The sequence below is a fragment of the Mesorhizobium sp. YM1C-6-2 genome (genome assembly GCF_003666685.1).
Taxonomy (GTDB): Bacteria; Pseudomonadota; Alphaproteobacteria; order Rhizobiales; family Rhizobiaceae; genus Mesorhizobium_K.
Window position 1 is genome coordinate 50,747 of sequence record NZ_RCIZ01000010.1, and the last position, 21,641, is coordinate 72,387.

At 64.1% G+C, this 21,641-nt stretch carries 17 protein-coding genes; 13 read left to right on the forward strand and 4 right to left on the reverse strand.

The window, feature by feature from the left end; translation table 11 throughout:
* Window positions 1–126 precede the first annotated feature (126 nt).
* Genes D8676_RS21150 through D8676_RS21170 form a run of 5 tightly spaced genes read left to right on the forward strand, consistent with a single transcriptional unit; the run spans window position 127 to window position 5,251 of the window.
* Window positions 127–1,116: a fatty acid desaturase gene (locus D8676_RS21150; RefSeq protein WP_121583084.1), complete on the forward strand. Its 990-nt coding sequence runs from the start codon at window positions 127–129 to the stop codon at window positions 1,114–1,116.
* The gene (locus D8676_RS21155; RefSeq protein WP_121583085.1) at window positions 1,113–2,342 is read left to right on the forward strand and encodes an FAD-dependent oxidoreductase; all 1,230 of its coding nucleotides are present in this window, start codon (window positions 1,113–1,115) and stop codon (window positions 2,340–2,342) included. The genes D8676_RS21150 and D8676_RS21155 overlap by 4 nt, the downstream gene beginning before the upstream one ends.
* A 10-nt stretch (window positions 2,343–2,352) precedes the next feature.
* The gene (locus D8676_RS21160; protein WP_121583086.1) at window positions 2,353–3,462 is read left to right on the forward strand and encodes a zinc-binding dehydrogenase; all 1,110 of its coding nucleotides are present in this window, start codon (window positions 2,353–2,355) and stop codon (window positions 3,460–3,462) included.
* A gap of 9 nt (window positions 3,463–3,471) precedes the next feature.
* Window positions 3,472–4,353, forward strand: a complete 882-nt coding sequence (locus D8676_RS21165) for an alpha/beta hydrolase (RefSeq protein WP_121583087.1) — start codon at window positions 3,472–3,474, stop codon at window positions 4,351–4,353.
* Window positions 4,310–5,251: a LysR substrate-binding domain-containing protein gene (locus D8676_RS21170; protein ID WP_183097186.1), complete on the forward strand. Its 942-nt coding sequence runs from the start codon at window positions 4,310–4,312 to the stop codon at window positions 5,249–5,251. The genes D8676_RS21165 and D8676_RS21170 overlap by 44 nt, the downstream gene beginning before the upstream one ends.
* Window positions 5,252–5,389: 138 nt before the next feature.
* On the opposite strand, the gene D8676_RS21175 is transcribed toward D8676_RS21170, so the two are convergent.
* The 4 genes from D8676_RS21175 to D8676_RS21190 all read right to left on the reverse strand — a co-directional run bounded on the left by D8676_RS21175 (window position 5,390) and on the right by D8676_RS21190 (window position 11,468).
* Window positions 5,390–7,366, reverse strand: coding sequence for an SLC13 family permease (locus tag D8676_RS21175; protein ID WP_245427026.1), 1,977 nt, complete (start codon window positions 7,364–7,366; stop codon window positions 5,390–5,392).
* Window positions 7,367–7,545: 179 nt separating this feature from the next.
* Complete coding sequence (locus D8676_RS21180; protein ID WP_121583090.1) at window positions 7,546–8,814, reverse strand: Zn-dependent hydrolase; 1,269 nt, start codon at window positions 8,812–8,814, stop codon at window positions 7,546–7,548.
* A complete protein-coding gene (locus tag D8676_RS21185) occupies window positions 8,811–10,193 on the reverse strand; it encodes an amidohydrolase family protein (RefSeq protein WP_121583091.1) in 1,383 nt (460 codons plus the stop codon). Before D8676_RS21185 ends, D8676_RS21180 begins: the two co-directional genes overlap by 4 nt.
* Window positions 10,194–10,277: 84 nt before the next feature.
* On the reverse strand, window positions 10,278–11,468 hold the full coding sequence (locus tag D8676_RS21190; protein ID WP_183097187.1) for a LysR family transcriptional regulator: 1,191 nt from the start codon (window positions 11,466–11,468) through the stop codon (window positions 10,278–10,280).
* A 106-nt stretch (window positions 11,469–11,574) separates the two neighbouring features.
* Here D8676_RS21190 and D8676_RS21195 point away from each other — a divergent pair, with 106 nt between their 5' ends.
* The 8 genes from D8676_RS21195 to D8676_RS21230 all read left to right on the forward strand — a co-directional run bounded on the left by D8676_RS21195 (window position 11,575) and on the right by D8676_RS21230 (window position 21,609).
* Window positions 11,575–13,071: an aromatic amino acid ammonia-lyase gene (locus D8676_RS21195; RefSeq protein ID WP_121583093.1), complete on the forward strand. Its 1,497-nt coding sequence runs from the start codon at window positions 11,575–11,577 to the stop codon at window positions 13,069–13,071.
* A 7-nt stretch (window positions 13,072–13,078) separates the two neighbouring features.
* On the forward strand, window positions 13,079–14,449 hold the full coding sequence (locus D8676_RS21200; protein ID WP_245427029.1) for a UbiD family decarboxylase: 1,371 nt from the start codon (window positions 13,079–13,081) through the stop codon (window positions 14,447–14,449).
* A 553-nt stretch (window positions 14,450–15,002) separates the two neighbouring features.
* Entirely contained in the window at window positions 15,003–15,938 is a 936-nt protein-coding gene (locus tag D8676_RS21205; protein ID WP_121583095.1) for a substrate-binding domain-containing protein, read from the forward strand.
* A 33-nt stretch (window positions 15,939–15,971) separates the two neighbouring features.
* On the forward strand, window positions 15,972–17,462 hold the full coding sequence (locus D8676_RS21210; protein WP_121583096.1) for a sugar ABC transporter ATP-binding protein: 1,491 nt from the start codon (window positions 15,972–15,974) through the stop codon (window positions 17,460–17,462).
* The gene (locus D8676_RS21215; RefSeq protein ID WP_121583097.1) at window positions 17,459–18,451 is read left to right on the forward strand and encodes an ABC transporter permease; all 993 of its coding nucleotides are present in this window, start codon (window positions 17,459–17,461) and stop codon (window positions 18,449–18,451) included. Before D8676_RS21210 ends, D8676_RS21215 begins: the two co-directional genes overlap by 4 nt.
* Window positions 18,448–19,662, forward strand: a complete 1,215-nt coding sequence (locus tag D8676_RS21220) for a M20/M25/M40 family metallo-hydrolase (protein WP_121583098.1) — start codon at window positions 18,448–18,450, stop codon at window positions 19,660–19,662. Before D8676_RS21215 ends, D8676_RS21220 begins: the two co-directional genes overlap by 4 nt.
* A 56-nt stretch (window positions 19,663–19,718) precedes the next feature.
* Entirely contained in the window at window positions 19,719–20,471 is a 753-nt protein-coding gene (locus D8676_RS21225; RefSeq protein WP_121583099.1) for a glutamine amidotransferase, read from the forward strand.
* Window positions 20,472–20,589: 118 nt separating this feature from the next.
* A complete protein-coding gene (locus D8676_RS21230; protein WP_121583100.1) occupies window positions 20,590–21,609 on the forward strand; it encodes a LacI family DNA-binding transcriptional regulator in 1,020 nt (339 codons plus the stop codon).
* Window positions 21,610–21,641: the final 32 nt, after the last annotated feature.

Genomic DNA, 21,641 nt, shown 5'->3' on the forward strand with positions numbered 1-21,641 from the left:
TGGTCGAGGCCACCATTCTTCGCCCCGACGCAATATGAATGACCCTATCAGAACAATGAATTTTCTCCGTTCCGGACCGGTCGTTAGAATTGCACGGCAGTTATCAGTTTCGAGCTGGAGAATACCATGGAAGGGAATAATTCCGCGAGCTATGCCGGCATCGGCGGGGTAGGGAGCAACATCTGGCCACTGACCGGGCCGGAGGTCGTTTCCCGCGAGAAACTGAAGGAGCTTCGGGTTCGCACCAACGGCCCAGGGCTCTACAATCTCGCGATCCATGTCCTTGCGTTGGCTGTGACAGGATCACTCGTCTATTTCGCCTCCGGGAACCTGTGGCTGCAGGTGCCGGCGATGCTGGTCTACGGGACCGTGATCGTCCTGATGTTTGCGCCGCTCCACGAATGCTCGCACGGCACGGCCTTCCGTTCCCGCTGGCTTAACCACGCGGTGGGCTTCGCAATAGGCGCCCTCACGATGAGGCCCTTCCTGTATTTCAAATATCGGCATGCCGCCCACCACACCTACACCCAGCATGACGAGCGCGATCCCGACATCGTGCCGTTTCCCACGACATTCCGCGAATATTTCTCGATGATTCTCGGCGCGTCCTTCTGGCCCAAGCTCATCGGCACGCTCGTAAGAGGCTCGACGGGTCGATACGACGAGGAGGAAAAGCGCTTTCTACCGGACACCGTGCGTGGCCAGGTCTCGCTTGAGATCCGGCTTCTGGTGCTGCTTTACGTTTCGATCGCCGCAGCCTCCGTCTATTTCGGCAGCACGATCGCGCTCTTCTACTGGTTCCTCCCGCGTGTGATGGGCGAGCCGGTGCTCCGTGCAATCCGCATGGCTGAGCATACCGGTGCCGACGAGAGCCCGGATCTGCTTGCCAATACCCGGACGACGCTGGTCAACCCGATCATGCGCCAGCTTTATTGGAACATGCCGTTCCATGCCGAGCATCACCTTGCGTCTTCGGTGCCGTTCCATGCCCTGGGCAGGTTGCACGATCACGTCGAACCTCACCTGAAACATGTCAGCAAGGGCTATTTCCAGGTTCACCGGGAAATCCTCGGCGAAGTCGGCCGCATGCGCCGGGAAGCAAGACAGGCAGCATGACTGCCAACAATGCTGCCGTAGTGATCGTCGGCGCCGGACATGCCGGCGGCCGATGTGCCGAGCGACTTCGACATTTCGGCTGGCGGGGCCGGATCGTTCTCATCGGCGACGAACCTGTCGCCCCCTATGAGCGGCCGCCGCTGTCGAAGGCCGTTCTTTGCGATGAGTCCGAACCGGCGCCGAGCTTCATCATCGACGAGGACACGATTGCCCGACTTGGCATCGAATATCGTCCGAATGCGATCGTGCGCAGTGTATGGGCCAAGGACCGCCAGATAGTGCTCGAGGACGCAACCAAGCTTGCCTATGACAAGCTGGTTCTCGCCACCGGCTTGACGCCCCGCCGGCTGCCGCTGATCGATGTGCTTGGCGAAAAGGTGTTCTACCTGCACAAACTCGACGAGGCCCGCGCTCTGCGCGGGGCGGTCGTGCAGGGTCAGGAAATACTGATCGTCGGCGCAGGTTTCATTGGCCTGGAGGTTGCCGCGAGCGCGACGAAACTCGGCGCTCGGGTTACTGTCGTCGAGACGGCGCCGCGCGCGCTTTCGCGCGTCCTTCCCGCGGAGATTTCCGCTTCCATCGTCGCCTGTCATGAAAAGTCCGGTGTCCGCATCCTTTGCGGGCGGACAATTGGAAAAGTCACGCAGGCGCCCGAAGAGATCGCCGTTCATCTGGATGACGGCACGGTGATCCGTCCCGATATCGTAATCGTCGGCATAGGCGGCGTTCCAAACGCCGTGCTTGCCCGCTCCGCGGGCCTTGCCTTGTCCAATGGTATTGAAGTCGATGCGGATTGCCGGACCAGCAATCCCGACATCTACGCGATCGGAGACATCGCGGCCTACCTGGAACCGGATGGCCAGCGCAGCCGGGTCGAATCCTGGATGAACGCCGAGGAAACGGCCGCGAATGCGGCCCGCTCGATTTGCGGGGAGGAGTCGGCTCAGAGGAATGTTCCGTTGTTCTGGACGGATCAATATGACCGCAGGTTCCAGATCGTGGGAAGATTTCTTCCCGATGCCGAAATCTATTTCCAGGGCCGACCCGGCGAACCTGGTTATCTTGCCTACTCGGTGAAAAATGGACGCCTGACAGGAGCGTTCGGCGTGGATGCGGCGCGCGCGGTTCGGAAAGCGCAGCGGGCCATAGGCAGTAGTGACGCCGTCACCCACCGTGAACTTGTCGATGCGGGGTTTTCCACGGCGGTGGAGCCCGTGGACGCGTGAGGCTGGAAACATGATAAAGACCACCGCTGCGATCTGCGTCGCGCCCAATGTTCCGCTTGAAATCGATACGCTGACCGTTGATGGGCCGGGGCCGGGTGAAGTGCTTGTGGAGATTGTCGCCAGCGGCCTCTGCCATACCGACCTTACCGCGTTGGAAGGCGTCAACGCCAGCAGCGTCTACCCGCTCATTCCCGGACATGAGGGCGCCGGGCGGGTTGTGGAAGTCGGCCTCGGCGTTACCACGCTGTGCATCGACGACCATGTCATACCGCTATACGGACCGGAATGCGGCGAATGCAGCATGTGCCGCTCCAAGCGTACGAACCTCTGCTGGACCATCAAGCCCACCCGCGACCGAGGCGTCATGCCTGACGGCACGTCGCGCTTCATGCGAGGTAACAAGCCCGTTCACCATTTCATGGGAACGTCGACACTGTCGCGCTACACCGTGGTGCCGGAGATCGCGCTGGCAAAGATCCGCAAGGATGCTCCCCTGGACAAGGTCTGTCTCTTCGGCTGCGGGGTGACCACCGGCGTGGGTGCGGCGCTTGCCCATGTTCGACCGGGAGACAAGGTCGCCGTCTTTGGTCTTGGCGGCATCGGCGTGAACATAATCCAGGGTGCGAGGATCGCCGGTGCATCCAGGATCATAGGCATTGACATCAGTTCGGCAAAGACCGAACTCGCCACAAGCTACGGCATGACGGACTTCATCCGTCCTGGACCGGACGCACCCGATCCTGTCGTTGCTATACGAGACCTGACTGGCGGCGGGGTTGACGTGGCTTTCGAATGCACCGGCGTCCTTGGTGTCATGCGGCAGTCCCTTGATTGTTGCGTCCCCGCATGGGGCGTAAGCGTGCTGCTGGGCGTCGAACCTTCGGGTTCCGAACTTTCCTTTCCCCCGGTGCAGGTGCGCTACGGCAAGTCGATCGTCGGCAGCTATTTCGGCGGCATCAAGGGGAGAACCGGGCTACCCGGGTTGATCGACCGCTTCATGGAAGGCGAGATCGACCTCGACAGGCAGATCACGCACAGACTGCAACTTCATGAGGTGAACGAGGGCTTCCACCTCATGAAGCAGGGCAAGTCGGTGCGCAGCGTCGTGATGTTCGAGTGAAGGCGAGCCGTGGCCAGAGCCGATGAGCCCGACTACGTGTTTCGGGATCGCCATCCCGAACGCCATGACGTCTACGCGCTGTACGACATGGAAAGTGAGCGGAGCAGGAAGGAATTTCAATGCTTCCTCGACCTGCCTTACGGTCAGCACGAGCGGATGACCTTCGATCTCTTTCCCGGCCGCCGCAATAGTCCCCTGGTGATCTTCTTCCACGGCGGCTACTGGCAGAGCCTTGACAAGCGACGCTTCAGTTTCGTGGCGGGAGCCCTGAGGGCGCGCGGTTTTTCAGTGGCACTTCCAAACTATCCTCTTGCCCCTGGCGTAACATTGGAGCGCTGCGTAGCCGCGGCGGTATCCAGCGTGCCGGCGGTGTTCGAAGCGCTTTCCCGGTGCGGCGCGCAGCCGTCCGTATGGCTTACGTCAGGTCATTCCGCTGGCGGTCATCTCGCGGTCTGGGCCGGCAAGGCCGCCAGCCAGATGCCGCAGCTACGTACCCGACCTTTTGCGGGAATGGCGCCGATCAGCGGCATCTTCGATCTGCAACCGCTTGTCGGAACGAGTCTCAACAGGGCGCTGAAACTCACCTTGGCACGCGCTGCTGGGCTGGGGCCTGTCAATCAAGACCTTCCCAGGACGAGCTATCGGCTGTTTGTCGGAAGCGATGAGACGGCGGGCTTCGTCGGTCAGTCTGAAACGTTCAGGCACAGGCTTTCGGATGCCGGCCGCGACGTGATCATCCAACGCCTCGCAGGGCGCAATCACTACACCGTGCTGAAGGATTTGCTTTCCACGGATTCGAGTGTGATGAAGGCGATAGAGGACTTGATTGGAACGGGGGGAGGAAACCTTGCCAATCGGAGAGGCGGCGAGAAATCGCCTGAACTACGTTAACTTCAACCAACTGCGATCCTTTTATGCGGTCGCACGCGAGTCGAGCTTCACCAAGGCGGCCGAGCTGCTGTGCATCGGTCAGCCTACCGTCACGACGCAGGTCAAGACCCTGGAGGAGACCTACAATCTCCAGCTATTCGTACGCGGGCCCAATGAGCTGAAGCTCACCGACGCCGGCGAGGCTCTGCTTGCCGTGGCGAAACAGATATTCTCGCTGGAAGAGCGTGCGCACTCCCTGCTGAACACGGTTGGCAATCAATTCGCCGGGCGCATGCATATCGGCACGGTCGGGCCCTTGTTCGTGATGAAGCTGCTGTCCAGCTACATCGATCGCTTCCCGTTGATGCATGTCACGCTGGAGAGCGCCAATTCGGATACGGTCTACCAAAAATTGCTCAACTATGAGGTGGACGTCGGCGTCTTGGGAAGCGACTACAACGATCCGCGGCTGGACCTGGTTTGTCTCGGCAAGCACGAAGTGGTCATCGCCATTCCGGTCGGGCATCCCTGGACGCATCGGAAGCAGCTTAACGTGGAGGAACTCGACGGCCAGCGGCTGATCATGCGCGAGAAGGGGTCCATGACAAGGCGCGCCCTGGAGGAGGTCCTTGCGATCAACAACATCAGACCGAATGTCGTCATGGAGCTTTCACGCGATTCTGTTCTCGAAGCCACGGCAGCCGGGCTTGGGCTTGGCATCATTTCCGATTTCGAATTTTCGCGTGACGACAGGCTTCGTGCCCTCTCCATAGCGGAATATCAGCCCTATACGCGATCCTACGTAGCCTGCCTCAAGGAGCGTAGCAGCATTCCCTCCATCGACGCGTTCGTACGGATGTCACGCGACTACGCATCGGCGGAAAATGAACGACTTCGCGCAGACACTGTTGGCGCCTGATGGCTGCCGTCCGGGAGGGCAACCGGTCGGCGGCGGAGTTGGGACGTGATGGCAAAACTCCCCGATGCCTCCAGGCGTTTCATGCGTCGCGACGCTCTTGTCATGCCGAGTGAGCCTCGGATGCAGTCGTACCATCCCCTAGAACGGGAACACGATCGGTACGAGCAGGACACTGACGATCAACGTCATCACGGTCAGCGGCACGCCGACCCATAGGAAATCGGAGAAGCTGTAATTGCCCGGTCCTACGACCAGCATGTTCACCGGAGAGGACACAGGCGTCATGAAAGCGGCCGAGGCCGCAAGAGCGACGGTCATCGCGAAGGGGTAGGGCGAGGCCTCCAGCTCATACGCTACCGCAAGCGCCACGGGAGCCATCAGCACCGCCGTTGCCGTATTCGAGATGAACAGTCCGAGGATTGCCGTCAACACGAAGACCGCGGCCAGCGCCATTCTTGGGCCTGCCTCGCCCACCGCCGAGACAAGGGCCGACGCGGCCAGTTCCACGCCGCCGGTATTTTGCAACGCCACCGAGAAGGGCAGCATGCCCACGATCACGATCAGGCTTTGCCAGTGTATGGACCGATAGGCGCCGTTCATGTCGATGCAGCCGAACAGCCCCAGCAACAGACAGCCGATCAGAGCCGCCTGCACGTTGGCCACGATGCCGCTGACCATCATCGCCACGATCAGCCCGAGAATGACCAGCGCGTGGGGCGCGCGCGAGGGTCGCTCGATCACCTCATCCAGTTCCGCGGGCATCGTCAGCACGATCAGGTCACGCGCCTGATGGACATTTCGGATCGCCCTCCACGACCCGACTGCCAGCAATGTGTCGCCGACCTGCATCGGCTCCGAGGAGATCGCCGCCTCGACGGGCCTCGTGCCATGCTTCAGGCCGATGACGACGAGGTCGTGCTCGCTGCGGAAACGGGCCTCCGTCACCGTCCTATCGATCAGAGGCGAGCCGGGCGGCACCATCAGCTCGACCATGCCGATTTCCTGCGCGTGATCGCTGAAATAGTGTCCCGAGATCGGCAGAGGATGCAGGCCGGACCTGCGGCAGAACTCTTCCGGCTCGAAATCCGCGCTGGAGATATCCAGGAACAGCGCGTCCCGCGCCTGCAGTTCGGTTGCTGCCGAAGGCTTGATCAGCTTGCGGCCAAAGCCCTGGCCGCGTTCGATGGCGATGACGTTGATCCCCTGGCTCGCACGCAGGTCCAGCGCATCGAGCCTTTTCCCGCACCAGTCAGAATCCTTGTCGAGCCGGACGCGCATTTCCCGGTCCGTGAGGCCATAGGCCTCGATCCAGTCCGCAAGGCGCGGGCGCTTGGCCGATGCGGCAGGCGTCTCCTTTCCCAGCCAGCGACGCGCCACCAGCATAAAGAGAATGGCGAGGAGCAGAACCGGCACGCCAAAAGGCATGAAGGCGAAGAAGGAGAATCCCTCTTGCCCGGCGCGGATCAATTGGCTGTTCACGACCAGGTTGGGTGCCGTTGCGACCAGCGTCATCATTCCGCTGATCAGCGCGCCGACACTGAGCGGCATCATCAGCCTGCCCGGCGAAATCCCGGCATTGGCGGCGATCCGCAATACGATGGGGATGAAGATCGCGACGACGCCCGTCGAGCTCATGAAGGATCCGATCCCGGCGACGAGCATCATCAGCAGCGCTACCAGTCGGGTCTCCCTCGATCCGGCATAGCGGATCAGCACATCTCCCGTTCTCTGCGCGACGCCGGTGCGCACGAGCGCCTCGCCGACGACGAAGAGTGCAGCGATCAGAATGATGTTCGGATCGCTGAATCCTGTGAGCGCATCCGATACCGTGACCACACCCGTCAGCGGCAGGATCGTCATCATGATCAACGCTACGGCATCCATGCGCGGCCGGTTGACCGCAAACATGATGATGGTCGCGGCAAGCAGGACGAGCACAACGGCAAGATCGGTGTTCATACGGCCTTCCAGACCTCGCAAGCTTGAGCCGGTGCAACGCCTCGCGAATCGGCGGGCTGTCAACATGATAGTCTGGTCTAATCGTCGACCATCGACGTAGTCAGCCGATACGCTCCAAACGACACGGTGTGGCAGGGATCGCCGCAGAAAGCCCAAGATGATCGGCCGTGTGTAGCCTGGGATTTCACGCCGACAGAAGCCACCACAAGGCTGAACTGCTGCCTATCGCGATCAAAAGATACGATTCTTCAAAGAGAAGGTCCCACATAGCGCCCGATAGGCCGAACGTGCAATTGCGAGTGCGGCATCTGTGGCCATGTCGACCCTTCTTGGGATCAGACGTCTCGCTCGGAAATTTGTCCGTCGAGCGCTCTGACGGTTTCGAGCAGGACTGCGGCTCCGAACGCTATATCATCGTTCGCCGCAAACTCCTCCGGCGCATGGCTCCGGCCACCGAGGCAGGGGATGAATATCATCGCCGCGCGCGAAATTCTGGCCATGAACGCGGCATCGTGCCCGGCGCCGGAGGCGAGTTGCCGGTGCCGTCCGCCAAGGCCTTCGACTGCGCCGGCCAGAATGGCGCCGATGCCGGCATCCATCGGCACCGGGGTAGCGTCTGATATCTGCCGCAGGGAAATGCTGGCCTGATCTTGCGCTGCCACGGAAGCGCAAAGCTCTTTCAGGGCTGCCGCGAACATGTCCAGATCTTCGCGTTGCTCGGAGCGGACATCCACCAGCAACCGGACGTTCGACGGCACGACATTGGCGGCATTGGGCAACATCGCGAATTCGCCGACGGTTGCGGCAAAATGCCGGGGCTGCAGCGAAAGATCGGTCGCCAGGCGTTCGATGCCGAGGACCAGCTTGGATGCCGCCACGAGCGCGTCGCGGCGTGCGCCCATCGGTGTCGTGCCGGCATGATCGGCGCGCCCCTCGACCACGATCTCGATGCGGGAAATGCCGGCGATCGCGGTGACTATGCCGATGTCGCATTTTTCGGCTTCGAGAACCGGACCCTGCTCGATATGCAGCTCCAGGAAAGCCTTGACGTCCTGCCGGGGCGGGTCGGCGGTTTCGCTGCCGCCGGCGGCGACCAGTCCTTGGGACAGCGTTATCCCGTCCGCCCTCCGCTCGAGCCATTCGGGGGGGCGAACTCCCGCCATGCCTCGGCTGCCAATGCAGGAGACACCAAAGATGGAGACTTCCTCGGCCAGGAAGTCGACGACATCCAGATCATGATCCAACTGGATTCCGGCATCTGCGAGCGATCGGGCCACCTCCAGCGCCGCCACCACGCCCGCAATGCCATCGTACCGGCCCCCATCGGGGACGGTGTCCGAATGAGAGCCGAGCATCAGGGTGCCCGATCCCGGCTTCCGGCCGGCACGGCGGCCGATCAGGTTGCCCGAAGCATCGATCCGCGTCTCCAGTCCCGCAGCCCGGAAGCGCTCGGCGAGCCAGTCGCGGCCCTGGCGATGAAGCGCGGTGAAGGCACGGCGAGTCCAGGGCCGTCCCGGTTCGGTGATTGCGGCCAGCGCATCGATGTCCAGCGCGATGCGCGCGGCGGAAACCGGCAGGTTGGGCCTGTCGCCGATCCGGCTCATGCTGCCTGCCTCGACAGAGGAAGCGACGCCGGCGGCCGCACGAAGCGGCCTTTGCCGGGAGCGGCAACCACGGCCGTGCCGTCGTATACCAGCTCGCCGCGGCAATAGGTGGCGGCGACGCGATAGGGCAGGGTCATTCCGTCGTAGGGCGACCAGGCGGCGACGGTGTTGCCGGTTTTTCCGGCATCGTAGACGTAAGGCTCCGGGGTAAGCACCGCGATGTCGGCCTGCTTGCCGGGTTCCAGCGCGCCCTTCACGTGATCGATCCGGAAATGGCGTGCGGGATTGAGCGCCATCAGGCGCGCGCCCCAACTGAGCGGTACGCCGCGCTCCAACGCACCCTTGACGAAAAGCGGTATCAGCGTCTCCAGTCCCGGCAGGCCCGAGGCGTTGGCCAGCATGTCCGGATTGCTCTTGCGGTCGAGCGACCAACTGACGTGATCGGTGGAAAGAAGCGTGACATTGCCCGACGCAAGCTGCCGCCAGAGCGCCTCCACCTCGGCTCGCGGGCGGATCGGCGGATTGCATTTCGATCTGCCGCCGAGCCGCCTCGCGTCGTTCTCCTCGTCCAGCGTCAGGTAGTGGATCAGGCATTCGACGGTCGCGGCATGGCCTTGCGCACGGTAAGAGGCCGCGATCTCATAGCCACGCGAAAGGGAACAATGCACGACGTGCGCAGGGCAGCCTGTTTGCGCCCCGATCTCGTAGATTTCGTGCATAGCGAGCAGTTCGGTCAATGGCGGTCGCGAAAGCCCGTGAGCAGTGTAGTCGGTGATGCCGGCAGCCTTGACCTTTGCCATTGCCGCGCGGACATATTCGTCGTTTTCGTTGTGTACGCCCGCGCTCAAGCCGGTCTTGGCGACTTCTGCGAAGCATTCGGCCAGCAACGCGGGCGGTATGCGCGGAAAGCGTTTCGGATCGGTGCCGAACGTCGAAAACTTGAAGGCCGCCACGCCGGCTTCCGCCTGCTCGGCGATGCGGACAGCCCCTTCTTCGGGATCTATGGTGCCGTAGAGTGCGAAATCCACGCGTGCCTGGGTCTCGGCATGCGCGATCTTTCCTTTGACGGCCTCGGCACTGCAGACGAGATTGCCTTCGTCATAGGGCATGTCGACAATCATGGTCACCCCGCCCGCGGCGGCCGCGCGCGTCGACCAGATGAAATCCTCCTGGTCCTTCTGGCTCAGCGAATGAACCTGGGCATCGATCGCGCCGGGCATGATCAGCGCCTTCCCGAGGTCGTGCCGCTCGCGGGCGGCCGGCATGGCGCCTTGTCCTAGCATGGCCACCACGCCGTCACGGACGGCGAGGAAGCCCGACGGCACGACCCTATCGGCGAGCACCAGTATGCCCTTGAGCACGAGGTCGAAATCGGACATCTGAAAGTTCCCCGGCGGCGGATGCGACGGACCGCACTTTAGGGTCGCCGGCATCGACAGAAGATATGCTGAATTCTGGACAGGCTATGCATTGCCAATCGCTTGGGCGATCTGCGTGGCGATCCTGCGCGAGGCCTGCGTCCGCTGCCAGACGAGGTGAAAACCGACCCGAGGGGCATCCGGCAGCCTTATGATGCCGATCGGCCGGTCGAGCGCCGCAACAGCTTCCAGCGGCAGCACGGTGAGAAATCCGTGGTCGAGCACGAGGTTGATGACGATCGAGAGTGCATCGACCTCCACCAGTCGCGCTGCGGCGTGGCCTTCGCCGCCGAGGAAAGGCTCGAGCGCTTCGCTGACTGACTGGCGCAGTCCGCTTCGCAGGCTCGGAACCGCGATCAGATGACGATCGACCAGCGGCTGGATCGCGGCGCCAGGCGCTACGAAATCGGCCGGGCCGACGATCACGAGTTCGCCGGAAAAGATCTCCCTGCTCTCAAAACGCTTGTTGCGCAGGGCTATGTCGGTCAAGGCCACGTCGAACTGCCCCGACCGCAGTCCTTCAGCAAGGTCCTCCGCAGTCGTACTGCTGACGAAAAGATCGGGTTTGGCGTCATCGGCATGCCATGCGGCGACCAGGGCTGCCAGACGTGCCGCCAGCCGGCTCTCATGGCCAACTGGAATGATCGTGCCGAGCCTGATGGCTCGGAGTTCGCGGGCGAAGCGCTTCCGCGCCGGCCCGGTCAGGCCCGCAAGCTTACTGGTAAGCGCCTGCGCAGTCTCGCTGAATTCCAACCCCTCGGGAGTGGGTTCGCAGCCGTGCACATCGCGGATCAGCAGCTTTTTGCCAAGCAAGCGTTCGAGGGCGGCCACCTGCCGCGAGAGGTTCGGCTGGCCGATGCCGAGTTCGCGCGCGGCACGTCGGATCGAGCCGGCTCGCACCACTGCGCTGAAGTTGCCCAGCGTCGTCACGGGGATGGCATTCTTCGCCGCCCATGAAAGCGCGTGACCGGCCTCGGCAGGCTCCTCACCGGCGATCCTGGCTATGCGCGCAAGAACCTCGGTCAGCGCGGGAATGGATCGCGCAAGGTTCTCGCCGGCCAGAGTGAGGGATAGTCCGCCATCGCGCCGCGATGCCAGCTTCAGCGCCAGCGTGCTCTCGAACCGCTCGAAGGCATCAGCGACGCTCGAAGGCGGCCGGCCGAGCAGGACGGCTGCGCCGCGCACCGAGCTTTCCTGCATCACCGCAAGTGCCGTTGCCAGCGTGGCTGTGTCCATTCCGCCGTCGAACCCCCATACCGCATCGGCATCTGTTGTCCGGTTTTTAGCATATCCTGTTCCACCAACAAGCTTACTAAGCTCGTCACAGAATGAGGGACTGCCGATGACGCCGATGATCGTTTCCGTGGGCATGAAGCCGCTGACAGTCGACGATGTCGGCGCCATCGCCGACCGCAGGGCGATCGTCACCCTGTCGACCGATGGCCGCGAGGCGGTCCGCAAGGCGCGCGCCGTGGTCGACCGGCTGGTGGATGGGAAGATCCCCGCTTATGGCATCACGACAGGCGTGGGCAGCCAGAAGGACTTCGCCGTCGATCCCGAGGCGATCGCTCGTTACAACGATCTCATGATCACCGCGCATGCGACGCTTGCGCCCGGCCGCAACGCGCCGCCGCAGGTGGTGCGTGCGGCGCTCGCCATCCAGCTCTCGCTCTTTGCCCGCGGACGGTCCGGGGTTCGTCTCGAACTGGTCGAGAGCCTCCTGGCGCGGTTGCGGGTCGACGACCTGCCGGGCGCAAGGCTCGGCATGTCCGTGGGGGCCTCCGACATCGTCGCGATGAGCCAGATGGCCGTGCCGCTGATCGGACGGGACGGCGCTCAGGCAGGCGGGCATGGCCCGGAGCCGCTCGACGGCCTTGCTGCCAAGGAGGCGGTGTCGCTGCTCAATTCCAACAGCCTGATGCTGGCCGAGGGCGTTCTGGCCGTCCGTGAGCTGCGCGCGTTGCTCGACGCGGCCACCCTGGCCGGCGCCATGTCGATGGAGGGCCTGCGTGGCAACCTGCGATCCTGGAGCGAGAAGGTCGACCTGGCGCGGGGCCAGCCCGGCCAGATCCGTGCGGGCAAGGCGCTGAGGGCGGCGCTGGCCAACAGCAGGCTCTGGCAGCCAGGCGAGGCGCGCTTCCTGCAGGACCCGCTGAGTTTCCGCTGCATCCCGCAGATCCATGGCGCCGCCGAGGCGGCCTACGACTTTGCCCATGCGATCTTCGAGACGGAACTGGGCGCGGCCTGCGACAATCCGATGATCGACACCGCCACCGGTGATTTCATCTCGCACGGAAACATGGAGACCACGGCCTGCGCACTCGCCATGGACACGCTTCGCCAGGCGGTCGCCAAGGTGATCGAGGCTGCCGGGCAGCGCATTCACAAGATTCAGTGGCCGGGTTTCACCGGCCTGCCGACCAGCCTCGCTGCGGAGCCCGGTGCCATCGGCGGCGTTCAGTTCCTCAATTTCGGCCATATCGCCGGCGCCACTGTCGGCGCGGTGCGCCAGGCCGCCCATCCCGCCATGCTCAACTATTCCGGACAGCTCGACGACGGGGTCGAGGATGTCGCGGGCAACGCGCCGCAGTCGGTCGCCGAGACGGTGCGCATGCTCGAGCCGGCCTGGACGGTGGTCGCCATCGAGGCCGCATGCGCGGTCTGGGCCATTCATCGCCGCGCCCTTGACGTCGCGACCCTGGGCGATGGACTGAGGCCGGTTGTGGAACGCATCCTGCCCGCGCTGCCGATCGGCACGGAAGGCCAGAAGGTCTTCGATCTCGGCGAGATCGTCGGGATGCTGAAGGCGGAGTTCGGCGTCACCGGGTCGTTGGCGTGAGGAAAGGATGATGGCGGTAACGGACCAGAGCTTTCGCGGCGTCATCGAACGGCTCAAGGCTGCGGGCGATCTGCACCGCGTCGAGCGCGGCGTCGATCCACGCTTCGAGCTAGGAGCGGTGCTCTCCCTGCGCGACAGGGAGCAGCCGCAGCTTTTCACCGCGGTGAAGGGCCACGGCATGCCCGTCGTCGGCAACATCATGAATTCCCGGGAACGCGTCGCGAGACTGCTCGGCGTGGAGAAACCACGCCTCCACCAGGTGATCCTCGAGGCACTGGACAGGCCTATCCAGCCTGTCCTCGTCGAAAAGGCGCCGGTGCAGGAGGTCGTGCATGAGAACGATATCGACCTTGGCCGCATCCTTCCCGTGCCGACCTGGTTCGAACACGAAGCCGCCCCCTATGTCACCGCCGGAGTGATTGTCGCCCGCGACCCCGAAACCGGGCGCAGGAATGTCTCGATCGCCAGGCTGCGCCTCGAGGGCGGCGGCCGCGTCATGGTCGGGATCGCCAAGAACCATCATCTCAACCTGCTGGCCGAGAAGGCACGCAGGCTCGGGCAGAAGCTGCCCATCGCGGTCGCGATCGGCAATCACCCGGCCGTCCTGCTCGGTTCGCAGATGTATCTCGGGCTGGGCGACGACGAGTACGATGTCGTTGGCGGGTTGCTTGGCGAGCCGCTCGAACTCGTACGCTGCAGGACGGTACCGCTCGAAGTGCCCGCAGGCGCCGATATCGTCCTGGAAGGCCATATCGACAATGCCGACCCGATCGAGGAGGGCGACGTATCCGAGTTCCACGGCTTCTATGTCCGCTATGGCGCCGGCACGGGAGGCGCCATCACCTGCGTCACTCATCGCCGTGACGCCGCGTACCAGGCAATCCTGCCCGGATACGCCGCCGAGCACTGCCTGCTCGGCGCGCTGGCGATCGAGGCGGTGGCTTGCCAGGCTTTGCAGCGGGCGATCCCGGCGGTGCGCCGGGTCTTGGTCACGGATGGCGGCATGGGCCGCTTGCATGCGATCATCAGCATGCACCGGCCGCGGCTCGGCGAAGGCAAGCGCGCCGTCATCCTGGCCATGGGCCAGGTCAATCTGTTCAAGCTGGTGACCGTCGTGGAGGACGACATCGATCCGGAGGATCCGACCGCGGTCGAGTGGTCTCTCGCTGCGCGTTTCCGCGGGCACGAGGACATGGTGGTTCTGCCGGGCATGAAGGCCGACCGCTGCGATCCCGTGCATGAAGACCTGACAGTCACCAAGATCGGTCTCGTCGCCTGCACCCGTCCCGGCGACGGCGACCGAGGCTCGCTCTCCGAATTCGCCCGTGCCCCCGAGGATATCCTGTCGTCAGTTCGCGCGCAGCTTGCGGAGTATTGATCGTGACGCCCCCACGGTCGGCGTCACCGGTGCATCGGGCTTCGACTGTGCAGTTGCCTTCTCAAGCTGTTGCATCAGCTAGATATCGAAACCCATCTCGTCGTATCGCGTGCGGCTAGTACTCTTCCGCGAAACGCCACTGCATCTCGGCCACTGTCACAACATCCTCGGACTGACCGCGATGGGCGGCACCGTCATGCCGCCGGTTTCCGCTTTCTAGCCAAGGCCGAAAACGATCGAGGAAATGGTGACCTATCCCGTGGCGCGGGCGCGCCCGATCTCTCCGAGATTTGAGATTGAGATCGACGATCGATGGAAAGAGAATCAATTCAGACGATAGGGGCTCAACGCCATTGTGGTTTGGCTAGTTTTCGCTTCTATGGCCGCAGCCCCTGGACGTGTATCGACGTCCAAAATTGCTCAGAGGAATATTCTGTAACCAACCTACTTGGAGCGTGCAGGGCATTGACAATTGCCGATGTAATCGATTTCATGCGCGAGCCTAGCTCATCAACATGACTTGATCCTCAGCGATTTCGAAAGGCCAAACACAATGAAACTCGGGAACAGACTGCTCGCGGCGCTTGCCGTGTCTTCACTCGCCCAACTGGGCATGTCCGCCGCCTCACTAGCGCAAGACGCCTACACGATCGGCGCCACCACCTACAGCCGCAGCTTCGAATTCTACCAGGACATCGAGGCCGGCATGAAGGAAGAGGGCGGCGATCAGGTCACCTTCGACTTCCGCGACCCCAATGGCGATCTCGCGGCACAGACCGCGCAGATGGAGGACTTCGTCGCCAAGGGCGTGAACCTCGTGACGATGGTGCCGATCGACTCGACCGCCGGCGAGGCCGCTGCCCGCCTGGTGACGTCCGCCGGCATCCCGCTGATCACCGTCGACATCGCCGTGACGGCCGATGTCGGCCAGGTCGCCCACATCGCTTCGGACAACCATTTTGGCGGCGAGATCGCCGCGCAGAAGATGGCCGAGCTCCTCGGCAACAAGGGCGAGGTGCTGGTCATCAACAACCCGGCCATCGTATCGGTCGTCGACCGCGAGAAGGGTTTTGTCGAAAAGCTCGCCGAGATCGCGCCCGACGTGAAGGTCGTGGCGAGCCAGAGCGGTGATTCCAAGCGCGAGAAGGCCCAGGCGGTCGCCGAGGACCTGCTGCAGGCGCATCCCAACGCCGTCGGCATTTTCGCCGTGAACGACGAGATGGCGCTCGGCGCGTTGCAGGCGGTGATCGCCGCCGGTCGTCAGGACACCATGAACATCATCGGCTTCGACGCCAGCAGCGAGGGCATCTCCGAAATCGCCAAGGGCAATTCCGCCTTCAAGGCGACCGTCGCGCAGGACCCGGTCGGCATGGGCAAGATCGTCACCAGGACCGCGCTTTCGGTGCTGAAGGGCGAAACCGTGGACAAGTTCATACCGGTGCCGGTCGTGCTGGTGGACAGCTCCAACCATACGGACTACGCCAAGTAAGCAGCCACGCCTGCGCAGCGGAGCAAAAGACGCATGACCGACATTGCGCCGTTTGTCGAACTGCGCGGAGTGACCAAGAAATTCCCGGGCGTCATCGCCGCCCGGGACGTCTCGATCTCTTTCTTCCCGGGCAAGGTCCATGCCCTGCTAGGCGAGAACGGCGCCGGCAAGTCGACCCTGGTCAAGATCATCAGCGGCATCTACACACCGGATGACGGCCAGATCCTCTTCGACGGCCTGCCGGTGCGGCTGAAGGCCCCCGTCGACGCGGAGCGCAGGGGCATCGCCGTGGTGCATCAGCACCGCACGCTGGTGGACGACCTCACGGTCGCGGAGAACCTCTTTCTCGGCCAGCTCGGCTCGAACTGGTCGACCTTCAGCCGCAATGCCTGCAACCGCCGCGCCAGGGAGTTGCTGGCGAGCGTCGGTCTCGACGTCGATCCGGCCGCGATGGTCAGGGACCTCAGCCCCGCCGAGCAGCAGTTCCTCGAGATCGCGCGGGCGATCGGTCGCGAGGCGCGTCTCATCATCTTCGACGAACCGACGACGTCGCTGACGCCGCCCGAATGCGAAAGGCTCTTCTCGCAGATCAGGCGTCTCAGGGCCGAGGGGTTCGCCGTCATCTACATCAGCCATGACCTGGAACATGCGCTGGCGCTGAGCGACGAGATCACCGTCCTGAGGGACGGCACGGTCGTTGCGCACGAGGTCGGCCTGAAGGACATCCAGACCGTCGTGCGCCATATGATCGGGCGCACGCTCGATGCCGGCTACCCGCGCAGCCGCACCGCCTCCAGCGACGAGATCCTGCGTGTCTCTGAACTGCGGTCCGGCCGGCTGAACGGGGTCGACCTGCATGTGAGGCGCGGCGAGATCGTCTGCATCGCCGGGCTTGTCGGATCGGGGCGCACCGAACTCCTGCGGGCGGTGTTCGGGCTCGACCGCTTTGCGTCCGGCAGCATCAGCTTCAAGGGCGCTGCCTTCACGCCGCACTCGCCGCGCCAATCGATCAGTGAGGGTCTGGGCTTCGTGTCGGAAGACCGCAAGCAGCAGGGCCTCGTGCTCGATCTCGGCGTCTCGGCCAATCTCGTGCTCGGCAACGAGCCGGCGATGCGGCGCTACGGTTTCATGTCGGCGGGCAGGGAGCGCAGGCTGGTGCAGGATGCGATCCGGTCCCTGCGCATCAAGACGTCGTCGCCCAACACCAGCGTCGGCACGTTGTCGGGCGGTAACCAGCAGAAGGTCGTGCTCGGCCGCTGGCTGGCGCGCTCCACGCAATTGTTGCTGATAGACGAGCCGACGGTCGGCATCGACGTCGGCGCGCGCGCCGAGTTCTACAGGCTGCTCGACGAATATGTGGCGGCCGGCGGCGCATGCCTGATCGTGTCGTCGGACCTGACCGAGGTTCTGGGACTTGCCGACCGGGTCGTCGTCATGCGTGACGGCGCCTCGGTGGCGGAGATGGAAAAGACGGAAATGAACAGAGAAAATCTGCTTCGCGCCATGACGGCGGTGGCGGCATGAGCAGCGCCGCCGTCAAGGAAGGCAAGGGCGGGGCGCTCTCGCTCCGTTCGATCCTGGTCAAGAGCGATGCGTTCGGCGGGACGGCGCTTGCGGCGCTCGTCATCATCTGCCTGGTGCTCGCGGTGATCGAGCCGCAGTTCTTCACCTCCAGCAACCTGCTCAATGTCGGCCGCCAGGCCGCCGTGCTGATCATCGTCGCCTGCGGCATGACGATGATCATCCTGTCAGGCAATATCGACCTTTCCGTCGGTTCGGCGCTGGCGCTCTGCGCGGTGGTCGGCGCGAGTCTGGCCACGGCCGGCGGGCTGGACGCGGTGTCGACGGTCGCAGCCGTTGTCGCGCTCGGCGCCCTGATCGGGGCGGTGAAGGGAGCGCTCGTCGCCTGGGCGGGCATCAATTCCTTCATCGTCACGCTCGGCATGATGACGGTGCTGCGCGGCGCCGCGCTTACCTTCACCGGCGGCTATCCGATCGCCGGCGTGCCGGACGACGTGCGCTACCTGGGCTTCGGCATAGTCGGCGGATTCCCGGTGCCGTTGATCGTCACCGCCATCGTCTTCGTCGTCGTGGCGCTCCTCCTGTCCAAGACGGTGCTGGGGCGCCACATCTACGCCATTGGCGGCAACGAGACGTCGTCGCACATCGCCGGCGTGCCGGTCGCCTGGACGAAGTTCGCGGTCTTCACCATCAGCGGGGCGCTCTGCGGGCTTGCCGCCGTGGTGCTGCTCGGCCGGCTCGGCGCCGGCCTGCCGACCTCCTCGCAAGGGCTCGAGCTCGATGCGATCGCCGCGGTGATCCTCGGCGGCGCGAGCCTGTTCGGGGGCAGGGGCAGCGTGTTCGGCACCCTTTTCGGGGCGCTCATCCTTGCGGTGCTGCAGAACGGGCTGAACCTCATCGGCGTCAATTCCTTCATCATTCAGATCCTCTCCGGAGCGATCATCATCCTTGCGGTCCTGCTCGACCGCCTACGCGCGAGGTCTTCACGATGATCGGAGATGAGGCATGGATCACGAGCGCGCTCGCCGCGCTCGTCTCGACGGCGTCGCTGTCCGGTAAGGAGGCGGCCGTTCAGGAGATCGTCAAGCGCCTGATGGTCGAAGCGGGAGCCGACGACGTGCGTGTCGTCCCGGTCGACGCGGCAAAGCTCGAACAACGCTACGGCTTCAAGACGCCGACGCCGACGGAAGGCATGTTCGCCGTGGTCGGCTCGTGGGGCGACCCGGCATCGGGACCCTTCGTCGTGCTCAACGGCCATGTCGACACCGTGCCGGCGACGGCCGGCTGGGCGATCGATCCGTACGAGCCGCGCATCACCGACGGCTGGATGAACGGCCTCGGCTCGGCGGACATGAAGGCTGGCGTCGTCGGCGCCATAGCGGCCGTGGCGCGGGCAAGGGCTGCCGGCACGCTCCGAGGATATGTCGAGATCCAGTCGGTTCCCGACGAGGAGGATGGCGGCGGTACCGGCACGCTCGCCTGCGTCGATGAATTGCTGGACAAGGGACGGATCCCCGATTTCGCTATCGTCTGCGAGCCGACCAAGGTCGAGATCGCGACGGCGCAGGTAGGCAGCCGCGCGATGCACTTCAGCTTCGGCGGCGTCCAGTCGCATGCGAACATGAAGCATGCCGGCGTCAGCGCTGTCGAGGCGGCGATAGACCTTGCCAACCGCCTCGGCAAATGGGCCGAGATGCCACATCGGCAGGTGCATCCGCTGCTCGGGCCAGCCTCGGTCAATATCGGCCTGATGCGGGGCGGGATCGGCGCCACCAGCGTCGCGCCCGACTGCGAGATGGAAGTGTGCTTCACCTATCATCCGGTCGACGAGCCTCTGGTCATCCAGGAGATCGACGCGATCATCGCCGATTGGCGCAAGCGGCAGCATCCGGCGATCATCATGCAGTACCATGAACTGCACAACGTGCATCCCTTCTCGACCGACCCGGAACTCGGTCCGATCCGGGCGCTTGCCCGCGCCCTCGGCCGGCAGCAGGTCGACCCGCGTGGCTTTCCGGCCGGCTCGGACGGGCGGCTGATCAGCCGCCTGCTGAAATGCCCGACGGTCATCTTCGGCCCCGGCGACGTCAACCGCATCCACAAGATCGACGAGGCAGTGGAAATCGCCGAAGTGGTCGCTCATGCCGGAACGCTGGAGAGGTTCTTGTCCTCCAGCATCGAACTCGACGAAAACGGGCGATAGCCCGGAAGGATTCGGTCGGGTAGATCTCGGCCGACGCGAAACAGAAAGGAATTCATATGTCCAACAAGCGCATACTCTTCGCCGGCGAAAGCTGGGCGACCTACGGGATCCATACGAAGGGCGCGGCGTCCTACACGACCTCGGGCTATGAGGAGGGCGCGACGGTGCTGCTCGGCGTGCTCAAGGACGCCGGTTTCGACGTCACCTATGTGCGCAACCACGAGGCCGTGGAAGGCTTTCCTTACACGACCGAGGAGTTCGCCGACCGCTTCGACCTCGTCGTTTTGAGCGACATCCCGGCGGACTCGCTGCTCCTGCCGCATGCGGTGTTCGTCAAGGGCGAGCGCCGCCCGAACCGCCTGCGTTCGCTGGCCAGGTTTGCCGAACAGGGCGGCGGCCTGCTGATGATCGGCGGCTTCATGTCGTTCGCCGGCTTCGAGGGCCGCGGGCGCTATGCGATGAGCCCGCTCGCCGACGCGCTGCCGGTCGAGATCGCCCGCAGCGACGACCGCATCGAGGAGCCCGAAGGCGTCAACCCGATCGTCGCCAAGGACCATGCCGTCCTGAAGGGCATCGACGGCGACTGGCCTTATTTCCTCGGCTACAACCAGTTCAAGGCCAAGGCCGGCAGCGACGTGCTGCTGTCGGTCGGCGACGATCCGTTCCTGGTGGTCGGGCAGCACGGCAAGGGGCGCGTCGGCGCCTTCGCATCGGATTGCTCGCCGCATTGGGGCAGCCCGGAATTCATGGCATGGCGCCACTACGCGACCTTCTGGTCGCAATTGGCCGGGTGGCTGGCTGACGCCTGACCTCTGTGCTAGTTCCTGCTCGAACCAGCCAATCTCAGGTCCTGGCTGGTTCGGGCGTCCGTTCATCGGTTTTCGGGGGCGCCGAACGCAGATGCCGGAGTGACATTCAGTGGTGACGATGTTGGACGTCTCCCGGGAGGCGGGGGTGTCGTCGGCGACGGTTTCCCGCGTGCTCACCGGTTCGGCCGAGGTCGATCCGAAGACGCGGATGCTCGTGCTGGCGGCGGTGGAAAAGCTGGGCTACCGCCCCAACCTCGTCGCACGGGGGCTGCGGCGGCAGGCGAGCCAGGTCATCGCCCTGATCATCACCGATATAGAGAACCCCTTCTATACAGCGGTTTGCCGGGGCGTTGAGGATTCGGCGCGGCTCGCCGGCTATTCGGTGATCCTGTGCAATGCCGACCGCGACATCGAGAAGGAGCGCGAATATCTCAGGGTCGTCGAGGACCAGAACGCGTCGGGCATCATCATCAGCCCGGCGTCGGCGCACCGCACCGACATCTCCAACCTGGTCGCGCGCGGCTTGCCCGTCATCGCTGTCGACATGGCGCTCGCCGCGGCGACCGGTTCCGTGCTGGTCGACAACAAGGACGCCGGCGCGCTGGCAACCAACCATCTCATCGGCAAGGGCTGCACGCGGATCGCCTGCATCACCGGCCCGGCCGAGAACTCGACCGCGGCGGACCGCGTCGAGGGCTATCGCCGGGCTATCGCGGAAGCCGGAATCCAGGAAGAGCCGAAGCTCGTCATCTATGCCAACTACCTCGAGGACGGCGGCTACAAGGCCACGCGGCGGCTGCTCGGCCTGAAGACGCGGCCGGACGGCCTGTTCGTCACCAACAACCGCATGGCCGTAGGCGCGTTGCGGGCGCTGCAGGAGATGGGCGTCAGCATCCCTGACGACATCAACATCATAGGGTTCGACGAACTGCCATGGGCGCTCGAACTCCACCCGTACCTGTCCCTCGTCCGGCAGCCGGCCTACCGCATCGGGCAGGAGGCGGCACGGCTGCTGATCGCCTGCATCCGCAAGGAAGAGCCCGTCAAGCACGTCATCCTGGATGCCGAGCTCGTCGCGCGCGACCGGCGCCCCCTCGCCAAGGCGCGGAAGAAGCCCGCCAAAGCCACCATTACCTGAGCGTCCGCATCATCCGTTGACACGCGATGCAG

What these genes read in the sequence shown, in the direction of transcription:
- D8676_RS21215 (WP_121583097.1), top strand. Translation starts at nt 17,459, where the DNA reads ATGAGCAGCGCCGCCGTCAAGGAAGGCAAGGGCGGGGCGCTCTCGCTC.
- D8676_RS21230 (WP_121583100.1), top strand. Translation starts at nt 20,590, where the DNA reads ATGTTGGACGTCTCCCGGGAGGCGGGGGTGTCGTCGGCGACGGTTTCC.
- D8676_RS21205 (WP_121583095.1), top strand. Translation starts at nt 15,003, where the DNA reads ATGAAACTCGGGAACAGACTGCTCGCGGCGCTTGCCGTGTCTTCACTC.
- D8676_RS21220 (WP_121583098.1), top strand. Translation starts at nt 18,448, where the DNA reads ATGATCGGAGATGAGGCATGGATCACGAGCGCGCTCGCCGCGCTCGTC.
- D8676_RS21180 (WP_121583090.1), bottom strand. Translation starts at nt 8,814, where the DNA reads ATGAGCCGGATCGGCGACAGGCCCAACCTGCCGGTTTCCGCCGCGCGC.
- D8676_RS21155 (WP_121583085.1), top strand. Translation starts at nt 1,113, where the DNA reads ATGACTGCCAACAATGCTGCCGTAGTGATCGTCGGCGCCGGACATGCC.
- D8676_RS21225 (WP_121583099.1), top strand. Translation starts at nt 19,719, where the DNA reads ATGTCCAACAAGCGCATACTCTTCGCCGGCGAAAGCTGGGCGACCTAC.
- D8676_RS21190 (WP_183097187.1), bottom strand. Translation starts at nt 11,468, where the DNA reads ATGGACACAGCCACGCTGGCAACGGCACTTGCGGTGATGCAGGAAAGC.
- D8676_RS21185 (WP_121583091.1), bottom strand. Translation starts at nt 10,193, where the DNA reads ATGTCCGATTTCGACCTCGTGCTCAAGGGCATACTGGTGCTCGCCGAT.
- D8676_RS21210 (WP_121583096.1), top strand. Translation starts at nt 15,972, where the DNA reads ATGACCGACATTGCGCCGTTTGTCGAACTGCGCGGAGTGACCAAGAAA.
- D8676_RS21150 (WP_121583084.1), top strand. Translation starts at nt 127, where the DNA reads ATGGAAGGGAATAATTCCGCGAGCTATGCCGGCATCGGCGGGGTAGGG.
- D8676_RS21160 (WP_121583086.1), top strand. Translation starts at nt 2,353, where the DNA reads ATGATAAAGACCACCGCTGCGATCTGCGTCGCGCCCAATGTTCCGCTT.
- D8676_RS21200 (WP_245427029.1), top strand. Translation starts at nt 13,079, where the DNA reads ATGATGGCGGTAACGGACCAGAGCTTTCGCGGCGTCATCGAACGGCTC.
- D8676_RS21195 (WP_121583093.1), top strand. Translation starts at nt 11,575, where the DNA reads ATGACGCCGATGATCGTTTCCGTGGGCATGAAGCCGCTGACAGTCGAC.